This is a genomic window from Neisseria sp. P0006.S004 (genome assembly GCF_051963015.1).
Lineage (GTDB): Bacteria > Pseudomonadota > Gammaproteobacteria > Burkholderiales > Neisseriaceae > Neisseria.
On the sequence record NZ_JBQCUS010000007.1, the window covers coordinates 44,830 to 59,487 of the forward strand.

Annotated in this window: 11 protein-coding genes; 7 read left to right on the forward strand and 4 right to left on the reverse strand. The window is 46.8% G+C overall.

The genetic code is table 11. From position 1 onward, the window contains the following. Positions 1-99 precede the first annotated feature (99 nt). From hrpA to ACTHR2_RS09400, 4 genes are all read left to right on the forward strand, one after another. Positions 100-1,494, forward strand: a complete 1,395-nt coding sequence (gene hrpA / locus ACTHR2_RS09385) for an ATP-dependent RNA helicase HrpA (RefSeq protein ID WP_440375653.1) — start codon at positions 100-102, stop codon at positions 1,492-1,494. Between the two features lie 133 nt (positions 1,495-1,627). Continuing rightward, positions 1,628-2,443: a hypothetical protein gene (locus tag ACTHR2_RS09390; RefSeq protein ID WP_263338826.1), complete on the forward strand. Its 816-nt coding sequence runs from the start codon at positions 1,628-1,630 to the stop codon at positions 2,441-2,443. 179 nt (positions 2,444-2,622) lie between these two features. Then, complete coding sequence (locus tag ACTHR2_RS09395) at positions 2,623-5,559, forward strand: DUF3418 domain-containing protein (RefSeq protein WP_440375654.1); 2,937 nt, start codon at positions 2,623-2,625, stop codon at positions 5,557-5,559. 12 nt (positions 5,560-5,571) lie between these two features. Then, positions 5,572-8,475: an RNA-directed DNA polymerase gene (locus ACTHR2_RS09400; protein ID WP_440375655.1), complete on the forward strand. Its 2,904-nt coding sequence runs from the start codon at positions 5,572-5,574 to the stop codon at positions 8,473-8,475. Between the two features lie 165 nt (positions 8,476-8,640). On the opposite strand, the gene ACTHR2_RS09405 is transcribed toward ACTHR2_RS09400, so the two are convergent. The 3 genes from ACTHR2_RS09405 to ACTHR2_RS09415 form a co-directional block, all read right to left on the reverse strand. Beyond that, entirely contained in the window at positions 8,641-9,411 is a 771-nt protein-coding gene (locus ACTHR2_RS09405) for a ParA family protein (protein WP_049336841.1), read from the reverse strand. A gap of 67 nt (positions 9,412-9,478) precedes the next feature. Further along, on the reverse strand, positions 9,479-10,108 hold the full coding sequence (gene rsmG / locus ACTHR2_RS09410; RefSeq protein WP_263338802.1) for a 16S rRNA (guanine(527)-N(7))-methyltransferase RsmG: 630 nt from the start codon (positions 10,106-10,108) through the stop codon (positions 9,479-9,481). A gap of 82 nt (positions 10,109-10,190) precedes the next feature. Continuing rightward, entirely contained in the window at positions 10,191-10,685 is a 495-nt protein-coding gene (locus ACTHR2_RS09415) for a hypothetical protein (protein WP_070712209.1), read from the reverse strand. Positions 10,686-11,115: 430 nt separating this feature from the next. Between ACTHR2_RS09415 and ACTHR2_RS09420 the strand changes: the two genes are divergently transcribed. From ACTHR2_RS09420 to ACTHR2_RS09430, 3 genes are all read left to right on the forward strand, one after another. Beyond that, positions 11,116-12,588 carry a malate:quinone oxidoreductase gene (locus tag ACTHR2_RS09420; RefSeq protein ID WP_049329291.1) on the forward strand — a complete coding sequence of 491 codons (1,473 nt, stop codon included), beginning with the start codon at positions 11,116-11,118 and terminating at the stop codon, positions 12,586-12,588. Between the two features lie 143 nt (positions 12,589-12,731). Continuing rightward, on the forward strand, positions 12,732-13,514 hold the full coding sequence (gene trpC, locus ACTHR2_RS09425; protein WP_440375656.1) for an indole-3-glycerol phosphate synthase TrpC: 783 nt from the start codon (positions 12,732-12,734) through the stop codon (positions 13,512-13,514). Positions 13,515-13,577: 63 nt separating this feature from the next. Next, positions 13,578-13,949 (forward strand): DUF488 domain-containing protein, encoded by a 372-nt coding sequence (locus tag ACTHR2_RS09430; protein ID WP_440375657.1) that lies wholly within the window; start codon positions 13,578-13,580, stop codon positions 13,947-13,949. 72 nt (positions 13,950-14,021) lie between these two features. On the opposite strand, the gene ACTHR2_RS09435 is transcribed toward ACTHR2_RS09430, so the two are convergent. Beyond that, entirely contained in the window at positions 14,022-14,654 is a 633-nt protein-coding gene (locus ACTHR2_RS09435) for a DUF421 domain-containing protein (RefSeq protein WP_049336846.1), read from the reverse strand. Between the last annotated feature and the right edge of the window lie 4 nt (positions 14,655-14,658).

Sequence of the window (14,658 nt, forward strand, 5' to 3'; positions counted from 1 at the left end):
TCCATACAAAGGCCGTCTGAAACTTGAAAGCAAGCAAGTTTCAGACGGCCTTTTGCTATAATTCCATTCTTTTCACATTATTTAATTTATTGCACCATCATGCCGCAACCCGATTTCGCCCAAATCCTCTCCAAAGACCGCCATTTTCTGCGATCTGCCTTTAAAAACCCCAATAAATACGGCGGCTTGGCCAAGGTTGAGGAAAAATACAAAAAATCGCACGACCTCTATCTGCAACGCCTGTCCAAACTGCCCAAGCCCGAATTCGACAACACGCTGCCCGTTCACGAAAAACTCGACGAAATCAAAAAAGCCATTGCCGAGAATCAGGTAACGATTATTTGCGGCGAAACCGGTTCGGGCAAAACCACGCAGTTGCCCAAGATTTGTTTGGAACTCGGGCGCGGGGCGGCAGGCTTGATCGGGCATACCCAGCCGCGCCGTTTGGCTGCGCGTTCCGTAGCAGAGCGGATTGCCGAAGAGTTGAAATCGGAAATCGGCAGCGCGGTCGGCTATAAAGTGCGCTTTACCGACCATACCTCGCGCGATGCTTGCGTCAAGCTGATGACCGACGGCATCCTGCTGGCAGAAACCCAGACCGACCGTTATCTCGCCGCATACGACACGATTATCATCGACGAAGCGCACGAGCGCAGCCTGAACATCGACTTCCTTTTGGGCTATTTGAAACAGCTGCTGCCGCGCCGCCCCGATTTGAAAATCATCATCACCTCGGCAACGATAGACGCAGAACGTTTCTCCCAACACTTCAACGGCGCCCCTGTTTTAGAAGTGAGCGGGCGCACTTACCCTGTCGAAATCCTCTACCGACCGCTGACCAGCAAAGACGAAGACGACGCGGAAGTCGAGCTGACCGACGCGATTGTCGATGCGTCCGACGAATTGGCGCGCTACGGCGAAGGCGATATTTTGGTGTTCCTGCCGGGCGAACGCGAAATCCGAGAAGCCGCCGAAGCCCTGCGCAAATCCACGCTGCGCCGCAACGACGAAATCCTGCCCCTGTTCGCACGCCTGTCGCACGCCGAACAGCACAAAATCTTCCACCTCTCAGGCGCAAAACGCCGCATCGTGCTGGCAACCAACGTCGCCGAAACCTCGCTCACCGTGCCGGGCATCAAATACGTCATCGACACCGGCCTCGCGCGCGTCAAACGCTATTCCGCACGGGCGAAAGTGGAGCAGCTTCATGTCGAAAAAATCTCCCAAGCCGCCGCCCGCCAACGCTCCGGCCGCTGCGGCCGCGTCTCCGCAGGCGTGTGTATCCGACTGTTTTCAGAAGAAGATTTCAACAGCCGCCCCGAATTTACCGACCCCGAAATCGTCCGCAGCAACCTCGCCGCCGTCATCCTGCGCATGGCAGCGCTGAACTTGGGTGATGTGGCGGCATTCCCATTTTTAGAAATGCCCGATTCGCGGTATATCAATGACGGTTTTCAGGTATTGCTGGAATTGGGGGCGGTGGAGGCCGTCTGAAAATCTTTCAGGTAGCTTGAAAATCAGGCATTTATGCCCGACGAAAACAGATAAACAATAAACCATGTTGGGCTAAAAGTTTTCCTCGAAAACACATTAAGTTATATTAATTTAAACATTAAGGATACTACGGATGAATCAACTTCGTATGCAAGAAGTAGAAAAATTTCTTAAAAATAAAAAATTTGATGAGCTTCGTTGTTTGTTATTAGAGCGTGCTGAATATTGGCATCAGCAATATTCAGATGATGATAAGGTTTTGTTTCTATCTGATGGATTTGCATTATGCGCAAGGGATATCTTTGCATGTAGTAATAACTTATCTGATGAAATAGATTTCATCATTAATAAAGATAAGCAAAACAAATTAAGAGAAATCATATTTAATGCATTTAAAAATATCAGTGACGGGTTCAATAAGTTTAATAATATAACAATAAATCCTTCATCGCCGTTTTCTATTAGTAATATTTTAAAATATAACCCCTACGATTCATATTATAAAAAATATAGATATATCAGAAATTTATCTTGTACTGATTGGAGAAATTTGCTTAGAAGTGTACTTGATAAGGATAAAGAAAATATAGAAAGTAAAATTGATGATATTTTTAACGACTTACGATTATGCATTGAATATGAAATATTTTATCATTTTAATACTATGAATATAGAGGATTACAAAGAAATTAATGAACAAACGTATGGTAAGTTTTCTTTTTCCCATGACTCAATCAAAAAGGGGAGTTATTATAAGTATATGGAAATATTTTTTAATTTTCATGAGGAAATAGAAAATTTGGAAGTATTGCAGAAAAATTGTGTTGAATATTTACATTTAATTAAGGAGCGTCGACCCAATTTAAAATTAAATTATTCAAATTTGAATAGAAATATCAAAAACCTTCTTGATTTTGAAGAAAGCATAATTGGTAAACTGCCGGGTTAGTAGCTTGATGCACATCAATAAAAAGCGGCTTCTACTTTTTCATTTCCCAAAACAAGGTTTATCGGCATTGTTGAATTGAATTTCAGGCCATCTGAAATTCAATTCACAGAATAAATATTATCTAAATCCAATGCGTAGGTCGGCATCAATACCCGCCCTACACATCTGTTATACAAAACATGAAAAGCCATATCCATATGTCGTCTGAAAACGGGCGAAACGAGTTTTCGCAAAGCAAAAATTTTTCAGGCAGCCTGAAAACACTCACCAAACCCCGCTACCGCTTAACCCGCCTCGGCGAACAAATGGCACGCCTGCCCATCGACCCGAAAATCGCGCGTATTTTGCTGGCGGCGAAGAAACACGACTGCATGGCGGAAATATTGGTGATAGCGTCCGCGCTATCGATTCAAGACCCGCGCGAGCGGCCGCTGGAAGCGCGCGATGCCGCCGCCAAGGCGCATGAACGCTTTACCGACAAGCAGTCCGACTTTCTTGCCTATCTGAACATTTGGGATAGCTTCCAGCGCGAGCGTGATAAAGGCTTGTCCAACAAGCAGCTGGTGCAATGGTGCCGTCAATATTTCTTGTCGCACCTGCGTATGCGCGAATGGCGCGAGCTGCACCACCAGCTTGCCCAAACCGCGATTGAAATGGGTTTGACCACCAAAGAAGCCGCGTTTAGACAACCTCCTTCCCAAGAACAATTAAGGCCGTCTGAAAGCCAAGGCGACCAAGATTTGGCGGCCAAACTCAAACAAAAACAACTGGACAAGAAGCAACACCGCGCCCAAATCCGCGCCGCCAAAGAAGCCGGCTACGAACAAATCCACCGTGCCTTGCTGACCGGCCTTATCGCCAACGTCGGCATGAAATCACCCGACGGCAACGACTATACCGGCGCACGCGGCAGCCGCTTCCACCTTTTCCCCGCCTCAGCCCTGTTCAAAGCCAAGCCCAAATGGGTAATGGCGGCAGAATTGGTTGAAACCACGCGCCTTTACGCGCGCGACGTCGCCGTTATCCAGCCCGAATGGATAGAGCAGGAAGCGCCGCACCTCGTCCGCTACCATTATTTCGAGCCGCATTGGGAGCAAAAACGCGGTGAAGTCGTCGCCAGCGAACGCGTGACGCTTTACGGCCTGACCGTATTGCCGCGCCGCCCCGTGTCTTACGGCAAAGTTGCGCCCGAAGAAGCGCGCGAAATCTTTATCCGCGGCGCATTGGTGGCGCAGGAAAGCAATCTTCAGACGGCCTTTTTTGCCCACAATAAAAAGCTGATTAAAGAAATTACCGAACTCGAACACAAATCGCGCAAGCAAGACGTATTGGTCGACGACGAAGCCCTGTTTGCGTTTTATCACGAACGCCTGCCCGAGCTGGTGTGGAAAGACGCGAAAGGCGGAGTTTGGGGAAGCGAAGAGGGCGGACAAACCCAGTCGGACAAGACAGCCGATCAAAACGGACAAGCAAACCAGCGCAACGCAGGGCGCGTGGCGCAAGCCGCGCACGCGGATTCCAAAGATGCGTCCAACCGCGAGCGTGAACCGAGTTCACACACCCGACAAAATGTTTCAGACGACCCCAAACCCAAAAAGCAGCCTGCATCTCAAAAAGGCCGTCTGAAACCTTTGCCCCTTGCCGATATCCGCACCTTTGAAGCCTGGCTCAAAACCGCCGAACGCGACAATCCGCGCCTGCTGTTTCTCAGCCGCGACGATTTGATGCAACACGCCGCCGCGCACATTACCGAAGAGCAATTCCCCAAATTCTGGCAAACCGCAGACGGCAAGTTCAAACTTTCCTACCGCTTCGAGCCGCACCATCCGCTTGACGGCGTGACCATGACCGTGCCGCTGACCGTCCTCAACCGCCTGCACGCGCCGTCGCTCGAATGGCTGGTGCCCGGTATGTTGCGCGAAAAAATCCAGCTGCTGATTAAAGCACTGCCGAAGCAAATTCGCCGCATTTGCGTGCCCGTCCCCGATTTCATCACCAAATTTCTCGAAAGCAATCCCGACCGTCAAGCGGCCATCATTCCCCAGTTGGCGCACTTTATCGCCAGAAGCGCCGGCGATATGCGGATTCTCGAGCAAATCGACCAAGACGCATGGGCGGCGCAAGAATTGCCCGAACACTGCTATCTGAATCTGCGCATTATCGACGATGGCGGACAAGAGCTTGCCGGCGGCCGTAAACTGCACGAATTGCAACAACAACTCGGCCAAGCCGCCGCCGTTACATTCCGCGACAATACCCAAGAATTCGAGCGCGATAACGTGACCACATGGGACATCGGCACCCTGCCCGAATCCATCAAATTCGCACGCGGCAAACAACAGCTTACCGGCTACCTTGGCCTACAAAAAGAAAAAGACGGCCGCATCGCCCTGCGCCTGTTTGACACCACCGAAGCCGCCGAGCAGGCACACCGTCAAGGCGTAATCGAATTGATGAAGCTGCAATTAAAAGAGCAGGTAAAAGATTTGAACAAAGGCATCCAAGGCTTTACCCAAGCCGCCATGCTGCTCAAACACATCAACGCCGACACCCTGCGCGACGACCTCACCCAAGCCGTCTGCGACCGCGCCTTTATCGGCGAAGACGAGCTGCCGCGCAACGAAAAAGCCTTCAAAGAGCAAATCAAACGCGCCCGCAGCCGCCTGCCCGCCGTCAAAGAAGCCCTCAGCCGCTACTTGCAGGAAACCGCAGCCGCCTATGCCGAACTCAACGGCAAACTCGGCAAACACCCATTGACCCACCTTCTAAGACTACGCCTGCAAACCCTGCTCGCCGCCGGCTTCGCCACCCGTACCCCGTGGGCACAATGGCCGCGCCTCCCCATCTACCTCAAAGCCATGACCCTGCGCCTCGAAAAATACAGCAGCAACCCCGCCCGCGACGCAGCCCGCGAAGCCGATATTCAAGAGCTGGAACAAATGTGGCAGGAAAAAACAGATAGCCTGATCAAACAAGGCCTCCCTATTTCAGACGACCTTGCCGCGTTTAAATGGATGATTGAAGAATTGAGAGTGTCACTGTTTGCACAGGAATTGAAGACACCGTATCCGGTGTCGGTGAAGAGACTTTTGAAAGAATTAAATTCTTTAAATTAAGGAAACGAAAAAATGAAAATAGATGGAAAACTTATTGAAATTGCTTATATTTATCTAAAAAATCATATTTATTATGAAAACCTAAATCTTTTTATGAGAGAACGGATATCCTCTTTTGAGAAAGAACATAACCTATTAGATGAAGATGTGGGTAGAAATATTTTTGAGGAAATTGCTAAAGTTATATCTGATAATAATAATACGGATAAGCTAGATAAATGGATAGATAGTATTTCATTTAGAATTATTCCTAAAAGTTTTAAAGATAATTCTCACGAAAATACACATAATACAGAAGGTAGATTCATCAGTAATGATAAAAGTACGGATACACATAATCTTGTAAAGTTAAATTATTTTATTGATGCTGATGTTGAAGTTTATATTATAGATATGTTGTGGAGCCTGTATGTTGGACCAATTTTGGATGGTATACTTACAGAGGATTGTTATGGAAATAGATTACGAAATCATACTAAAGAATTTATAAAAAAGTACGCTGAATGTGATGACACAAGAGATGGATCAGGACATAATAACTTATTTATTCGCTATATAGATCAGTATAATAAATGGAGAAACAATGCCATAAATAAAGCAAGATTATTATCTGATAATAATGATAGTGTTGGAGTTATTTCATTAGATTTAAAAGAATTTTTTTACAATGTTGATATAGATTTAGATAAGGTTGATGAAATTATTGAAAGAGAATGCATTAGGGAGATTATGGATGATGCCTTAAAGTTAAATCGCTTATTAAAACGTATTTTTAAAAAGTATCATGAGGTGATCAAGAGTGAATTAAGTGTTACGCATAATGAATGTAAAGATAAAGAAATACTACCGATAGGGCTCACATCATCATCTATTTTATCAAATTGGTATATGATTGATTTTGATGAAAAAATACAGGAAGTATTGAAACCAATTTATTATGGAAGATATGTGGATGATATATTAATTGTATTGTCAAATCCTATTTTTGATGAAGATGACCCTTTAAAAAGCCTATATGAAAAATATTTCTTGAGTACCCATATTTTAGTAAGCGGTAAAGACGACGAAAGTTATATCATAGAAGGAAAGGATATTTCTATTCAAAAAAAGAAAGTTGTATTTCAATTTTTTGATAAAGCTAATAGCAAAGCTGGATTAGAACTATTTAAACAAGAATTAGATGAACAAAGTAGTGCGTTTAAATTTTTACCAACAGAGCACTTTTACCGAGAGATGGATGAGTTTGCTTATGAAATATTATTTAGTGGATCATCTAATAAGTTACGTAATGTTATTGGTGTAGTTGAAAATGAAACTAAGCTTTCACAATACCTATCTAACTGCATAACGGCAAATAGATTGTGTAAAACAAGCAAAAAGGATAAAGATATAGTAATTTCACAGCTAATGTTGTTTTTTAAAGGATGTAATTCATTAAAATTTAGTAGGCTATGGGAAAAGGTATATCAATATTCTTTTGTTGTAAATGATATAAATTTTGCAATTACCTTTTATAATCATTTAGTTAAAGAAATAAACATAATTGGCCATTCAGAAGATAAGAATAGCTCTCTCGTAGAAAAAATCAGGAAAGATTTATGTTTTTATAACCAAATTTCTTTTTCTCTTTCCTTGGCATTAATTAAATTTCCAATTCATAAAGAAAGTCTGGAAGTTAAAAAATTCTTTTATAAATTTCCTGATTTAAATAATTTAATGAAATTGGCGAATGGATTCAGGTATTCTAATTTAATTAGACATCATTTAGTTGCATGGCCATTATCAAATTATACTGAATATAAAGGAAGTTTGATTGATGAAAATAAGATATTGGAAGATATATCTTCAAAGGAACAATCTCATCATGAAATTAATAGTCAAAAAAAGAAATACTCTCCCAGATTTCTCCATATTGATGAGTTGCAAATATTCGAATTATCACAGAGACTAAGATGTAATAGCTTGAGTGATTGGCAAGCTGAATTTGCAAAAATGCGTAGTGGTTTTGTGAAATGGGAGAATGAAGAAGAAATTAATAATAATAAAAACATTGATAAATTTTTATTATCAATCAATGATGTATCTCGAAGAAATAATTATTTCAAATTAGCTATTGCAAATTTAATTGTAAATCAGAATGATATTATTCATGCACTAAGGGATGATGAAAAACCTAATTTAAGTTTTGATAGGCAAAAAATAATATATCAAATTCTGAATGCTGCCGTAAAAGAAAAAGTGGATCTATTGGTCTTACCAGAAGTATCTATTCCTGTCAGTTGGCTACCATTTATGGCATCTTTTTCTCGTAGAAACCAAATAGGATTAATTTTTGGATTAGAACATTGGGTAATTGATAAATTTGCATTTAATATTTTGATTGAATTGTTACCATTTAGTCAAAAAGAAGGTTTTAGGAATTGTTATATAACGGCAAGAGTTAAAAATCATTATGCTCCTGCAGAACTTAAGTATATAAATAGTTTTGGATTGTTTGCTGGCAATGATGGGAATAGATATTCTTATCATAAGGTTAATTGGAGAGGAGCTTGCTTTGCAACTTATAATTGCTTTGAATTAGCAGATATTACACATCGCGTTTTATTTAAATCGGAAATTAACTTATTAATTGCTTGTGTATGGAATAAGGATACTAATTACTATCAACATATATTAGAATCTGCAGTGAGAGATTTACATTGTTATACTATCCAGGTAAATACATCTCAATATGGTGGTTCATGTGTTTTACAACCAACAAAAACGGAACAAAAAACTCTCCTTTATGTGAAAGGAGGAAGTAATCCTTGCATTTTAACTACAGATCTTGATATACAGGCATTACGTAAGTTCCATTACCAATATAATCCATTAGATGGGGATAAATTCAAACCATTACCTCCAGGTTTCAAGTAATATGGCTAGCGTAGCCTGCCTGTATAGTAAGTCGTATCCTAATGTCCAACTGCGTGTGTGCGGTACGCACGCGGTCTTTTAAAAAAATGTTTTCCCAATCAAACCAAAGGCCGTCTGAAAGTATTTCCCAACTTTCAGACGGCCTTTTTATATTCATATTTCTGTTTATTTTTCCAACCGTGCAATCAGTTCATCAGCTAAGTCCAGATAAGCTTGGGTGCCTTTGGCGTGGGCGTCGTAGGCGAGGGCGGGGAGGCCGTGGCTGGGGGCTTCGGCGAGGCGGATGTTGCGGGGGATGACGGTGTCGAAGAGTAGGTTGCCGAAGTGTTGTTTGAGCTGTTCGCTGACTTCGACGACGAGGCGGCTGCGACTGTCGTACATGGTGCGGACGATGCCGGTTACGTCTAGGTCGGGGTTGATGGCTTGGCGGATTTTGCGGACGGTGGCCACTAAGTCGGAAATGCCTTCGAGGGCGTAGTATTCGCAAAGCATGGGGACGATGACGCCGTTGGCGGCGACTAAGCCGTTGAGGGTGAGCAGGGTCAGGGACGGGGGACAGTCGATGAGGACGTAGTCGTAGTCGTCGGCAACGAGCTGCAGGGCGTTTTTGAGGCGGATTTCGCGTGCGATTTCTTGGACGAGTTCGACTTCTGCGCCGGCCAGTGTGCGGTTGGCGCCCAATACGTCGTAGCCGCCTTCTTTGCTGCGTACGACGGCGTTGGGGATGTCAGTTTCGCCGAGGACGACTTGGTAAACGCCGTTTTCGATGGTGGCTTTGTTGATGCCGCTGCCTGTGGTGGCGTTGCCTTGGGGGTCGAGGTCGACGACGAGGACGCGGCGGCCTTTGGAGGCTAGGGAGGCGGCTAGGTTGACGGTGGTGGTGGTTTTGCCGACTCCGCCTTTTTGGTTGGCGACGGCGAGGATTTGTGCGCTCATGTGCTTTGCTGTCGTGTTAAGTGTGGATGGCTGGATTGTACCGTTATTCGGTATGCTTGGGTTGTTTTCAGACGGCCTTTTTGCGGATGATGACGATATGGCGTTCGGCATTGAGTTGGGGGACGTGCAATGCTTCGACTTTTTCGACGGCGACGCTTTCGGGCAGTTTGTCGATTTCTTCTTGCGGATATACGCCTTTCATGGCCGCCCAGTAGCCGCCGTCTTTGAGGAGGTGCTCGGTCCAGTTGACGAAGTCGGCGAGTTCGGCAAAGGCGCGGCTGGTGATGACGTCGGCGCGGCAGTTGGCGGCGGCTTCTACGCGGCCGCTGATGACGCGGACGTTTTTTAGGCCGAGTTCGATCACGGCTTGTTGTAAAAAGGCGGTTTTTTTGGTGTTGGCATCGAGGAGGGTGATGTCAAGGTCGGGGCGGCAGATGGCGGTGGGTATGCCGGGCTGTCCACCGCCGGAGCCGACGTCGAGCATGGTTTGGGCGTGTTCGATATAGGGCAAGAGGGTCAGGCTGTCGAGCAAGTGATGGCTGACGGTTTGGGCGGGATCGCGCAGGGCGGTCAGGTTGTAGGTTTTGTTCCACTTTTGCAGCAGGGCGGCATAGTCTAGCAGTTTGGCTTGTTTGGCGTCGTCGATGTCCAAATCCAGTGCCTGTATGCCGTCGCGGAGCTGTTGCGCCTGATTCATTTGTTATTCCTTATTGGTTAAAACGCGTTGGATGTAATGGTAACGGAAAGCATGCCGTCTGAAAATGTTTGCGCCTGTTGAATCAACGTTTCATTTTGTGAAAGACGATAGGCTGCTCCGGCGCGCGCGTGAGCTGTTTGGGCAGGGTCAGCATGGCGATGATCCATACGGAGAGGGTGTAGTAGAACACGCCTTGCCCACGCATACCGGCCAATGCGGCATTGCCTAAGATGGCTTCAAAAATCAAACCTGCCGCCGCCGAGGCACACGCTGCGACCCCGGCAAGGAATATGGCGTAACGCGAATGCCGTCGCATCATTTTTTTATACGCCAGCTTGGTCAGTCCGCCGGCAATCGGCAGGTTGAGGAAGGCAAACATGCCGCAGACAAACCATGCGACGGAGTCCTGCCAACCGCTTTGCCATGCCCACGCGCCGTCTTTGACCGTTATCAGCAGGCCTTGGCCGTCTGAAAAGGCGATTTGCACGATATTGTGCAATATCATCGCCAGCGGCAGGGTGAGGAACATCAGTGCGACCAATAGGGGGCGGTAGGGCTTTTCTTGTGTCAGATACATGGCGGTTTGCCTTGGGAAAATAAGTTGAAATGATAGCAGATTGGCGGTTGATTCACGTTTGTTAGCGCTGAAATTGCTGACAAAAACGGTCAATTAAAAAAGAAATGAAAAATTCTTTTTTCTTGGCAAACGTTGGCGGATAAAGGTTAAGAAAACGTTTTCAGACGGCCTAATCTCTTATTTTTATATGAACCGAACAGAAAATCTTTGCATTTCTCCGTAAAATCTACTAAATTCTCAATAACATATTATAAAGACCTGAAATCTGGAACCCAAACCGAAACTGCCTTCCGCCATTTACGCTCGGAAACTCAGCAGGCAACAAAAGTTTCACACACTACAAAAACAAAGCAATTCCTCTGAAATCAGTTGTTTATAATGATAGATAACCACAAGGCAAACCATGCCTGACTTTAGTAGGAGTAAAACCATGGCTGAAGCAACCGATGTCGTATTAGTAGGCGGCGGCATTATGAGCGCCACTTTGGGCGTATTGCTCAAAGAACTCGAACCATCTTGGGAAATCACCCTGATCGAACGCTTGGAAGATGTAGCGTTGGAATCATCAAATGCATGGAACAATGCCGGTACGGGACACTCTGCGCTGTGTGAATTGAACTATGCGCCCCTGACTGCCGACGGCACGATCGATCCGACCCGCGCCCTCAATATTGCCGAACAATTCCATATCAGCCGCCAATTTTGGGCGACTTTGGTCGAAGAAGGCAAACTGACCGACCGCACTTTCATCAATTCCGTTCCCCATATGTCGCTGGTGATGAACGCCGATCATTGCAGTTATCTGCAAAAACGTTTCGACGTGTTCAAAAACCAAAAACTCTTTGAAAAAATGGAGTTTTCTACCGACCGCGCCAAAATTGCCGAATGGGCACCGCTGGTTGTCAACGGCCGTGATGAAAACCAATCCATCGCCGCCAACTACTCCGCCGAAGGCACAGATGTCGATTTCGGCAGCCTGACCCGCCAGATGGTTAAATACTTGAGCGACAAAGGCGTAAAAATCAAATTTAACCGTCATGTCGACGACCTCAACCGCGAATCGGACGGCGCATGGGTGCTGAAAACCAGCAGCACCAAAGACGATGACGACCCGTTGACACTCCGCACCCGTTTCGTCTTCCTCGGCGCAGGCGGCGGCGCACTGACCCTGCTGCAAAAATCCGGTATCCCCGAAGGCAAAGGCTACGGCGGCTTTCCGGTTTCCGGCCTCTTCTTCCGCAACAGCAATCCCGAAACGGCCGCGCAACACAACGCCAAAGTGTATGGCCAAGCCTCCGTCGGCGCGCCCCCTATGTCCGTTCCGCATTTGGATACCCGCAACGTGGACGGCCAACGCCATTTGATGTTCGGCCCGTATGCAGGCTTCCGCCCCAACTTCCTCAAACAAGGCTCGCTCATGGATCTGCCGATGTCCATCCACATGGACAACCTCTATCCTATGCTCCGCGCCGGTTGGGCTAATATGCCGCTGACCAAATACCTCTTGGGCGAATTGCGTAAAACCAAAGAAGAACGCTTCACTTCGCTCTTAGAGTATTATCCGGAAGCCAATCCTGACGATTGGGAACTGATTACCGCCGGTCAGCGTGTGCAAATCATCAAAAAAGACCCGAAAAAAGGCGGTGTACTCCAATTCGGTACCGAAATCGTCGCCCATGCCGACGGCTCGCTGGCCGCATTGCTGGGCGCGTCCCCAGGTGCATCAACCGCCGTACCTTTGATGATTAAGCTGATCAACCAATGCTTCCCAGATCATGCCGAATCATGGTCAGGCCGTCTGAAAGAATTGGTGCCCGGCTACGGTATCAAGCTGAACGACAATCCGTCTTTGGCGGACGAAATCATCAGCCACAACGCGTCCGTTTTGGGCATTCATCACTAAATTGAAGCAGACACAAAGGCGGGCATTCTTGCCCGCCTTTTTTCAAACCATTAAAATAGCGGCATTCAGGCCGTCTGAAATCTAATCTGCGGCAGCATGTTGCACGATTCAAACCCGAAAATCAGCCCCAATAGAAAAACGCCATGACCGATATTCTCAACAAAATCCTTGCCACCAAAACAGAAGAAGTGGCCGCCCAAAAAGCCGCCGTTTCCTTGGAAGACATCAAAGCCCAAGCGCAGGCTGCTGCGCCGGTTCGCAGCTTTATCGGCTCGATCCGTGCAAAACACGCACAAAACCTGCCCGCCATTATTGCCGAAGTCAAAAAAGCCAGCCCGAGCAAAGGCCTGATCCGTCCTGATTTTCATCCTGCCGAAATCGCCGTTGCCTATGAAAAAGCGGGTGCGGCCTGTTTGTCCGTGTTGACGGACGAACCTTATTTCCAAGGCTCGCCCGAGTATTTGAAACAGGCGCGTGCGGCCGTGGCACTGCCGGTCTTGCGTAAAGATTTCATCATCGACGAATACCAAATCTATCAGGCGCGCGCGTGGGGTGCGGATGCGGTTCTTCTGATTGCTGCTGCACTGGAAGCCGAGCAGCTTGAGCGTTTTGAAGCCGTTGCCCACGAATTGGGCATGACTGTCTTGTTGGAATTGCACGATGCATCCGAGCTGGAAAAATGCCGCAACATGACCACGCCGCTGTGGGGTGTCAACAACCGCAACCTGCGTACGTTTGAAGTGACCCTGCAACAAACCCTCGACCTCTTGCCTGAGTTGAGCGGTAAAACCGTTGTAACCGAAAGCGGCATCCGCAACAAAGAAGACGTCGATTTCATGCGCGGCCACGGCGTGCATACTTTCCTGATCGGCGAAACCTTTATGAGAGCCGAAGATATTAAAGCCGAAGTCAAAAAATTGTTCTAAACCTAAAAAACATCAGGCCGTCTGAATTTTCAGACGGCCTGAATCCATTGGAGACGAGAAAAAATGTTTACCGTACAACGCATTTATGCTTATCAGCCGAATCCCGAACAGACCGCCGTCTTTATCGACCGCCTCTATCCGCGCGGCGTCCGCAAAGAGGTTTTTGCCACTGCACTTTGGCTGAAAGACATTACGCCCAGTGCAAACCTGCGTCGCTGGTATCACGAAAATCCGGCTGAGAATTTTGACGGTTTTGTCAGCCGTTATCATGAAGAGCTGCAAGGCGATGCCGAGCAGGCCGCCATCAAGCGGCTGCTGGATTTGGAGCGGCAACACGGCAATATCCTGCTGCTGACCGCCGTCAAAGATCCCCGACATTCCCACGTCTCTGCGCTGGCTCAATTTTTGGGCACAACGTTTGAATATCGCGATTAAAAAATCAGTGTTTGAACCGGATATAAAAAGGCCGTCTGAAATTAAGGTTTCAGACGGCCTGCTATTTTCAAATCAAGAAGGATAACGGTGTGCCACCAATTTTCCATCTATGTATTCGCCGATATAGACTTGCGAGGCTTCAAGGTGGAGGCGGTCAAGTTCCTGTTGCAGCCATTCTTCATCACGCTTAATGATTTCGAGGATGTCGGGGTCAACTTGGCCGTCTGTAATCAGTGGATAGCGCAGGCTTTCGTCGCCGTACTTAATGACGGCGAGCTGGCCGTTTTGTTCCATCACGGCACGTTTGACGGCAGAGATTTCGTAGATGCCGGCGGCGCGGAGTTTGAACATGAGGTCGTGTGCGCTGATGCCGTTTTTCATGCATTCATCGGTTTGGATTTTGCCGTTGACGATAACCCAGACGGATTTGCCGTCAATGATGGATTTGACCCAGCGGTTGTGGTTTTTGATGAATTTCAGGCTCAAGACCAACAGCGTCCACAAAATCAGCACGAGGAAAAATTGCAACAGGCCGACGCTGTCGCTGTAAATCACGCCACCGATGATGCCGCCGAGTACATAGTTTTGCACTTGGTCCATGGCGGAGGTCGGCGCGAGGTTGCCTTTACCTAAGAGGTTGATTTGCAAAATCAAACCTAAAATACCCATCAGTAGTTTGAGGGCGAGCAGGGAGTATGCTTCCATGTGT

Coding starts and splice junctions, on each gene's coding strand:
- ACTHR2_RS09435 (WP_049336846.1), bottom strand. CDS start 14,654: ATGGAAGCATACTCCCTGCTCGCCCTCAAACTACTGATGGGTATTTTA.
- ACTHR2_RS09395 (WP_440375654.1), top strand. CDS start 2,623: ATGAAAAGCCATATCCATATGTCGTCTGAAAACGGGCGAAACGAGTTT.
- ACTHR2_RS09430 (WP_440375657.1), top strand. CDS start 13,578: ATGTTTACCGTACAACGCATTTATGCTTATCAGCCGAATCCCGAACAG.
- ACTHR2_RS09390 (WP_263338826.1), top strand. CDS start 1,628: ATGAATCAACTTCGTATGCAAGAAGTAGAAAAATTTCTTAAAAATAAA.
- trpC (WP_440375656.1), top strand. CDS start 12,732: ATGACCGATATTCTCAACAAAATCCTTGCCACCAAAACAGAAGAAGTG.
- ACTHR2_RS09405 (WP_049336841.1), bottom strand. CDS start 9,411: ATGAGCGCACAAATCCTCGCCGTCGCCAACCAAAAAGGCGGAGTCGGC.
- ACTHR2_RS09400 (WP_440375655.1), top strand. CDS start 5,572: ATGAAAATAGATGGAAAACTTATTGAAATTGCTTATATTTATCTAAAA.
- ACTHR2_RS09420 (WP_049329291.1), top strand. CDS start 11,116: ATGGCTGAAGCAACCGATGTCGTATTAGTAGGCGGCGGCATTATGAGC.
- ACTHR2_RS09415 (WP_070712209.1), bottom strand. CDS start 10,685: ATGTATCTGACACAAGAAAAGCCCTACCGCCCCCTATTGGTCGCACTG.
- hrpA (WP_440375653.1), top strand. CDS start 100: ATGCCGCAACCCGATTTCGCCCAAATCCTCTCCAAAGACCGCCATTTT.
- rsmG (WP_263338802.1), bottom strand. CDS start 10,108: ATGAATCAGGCGCAACAGCTCCGCGACGGCATACAGGCACTGGATTTG.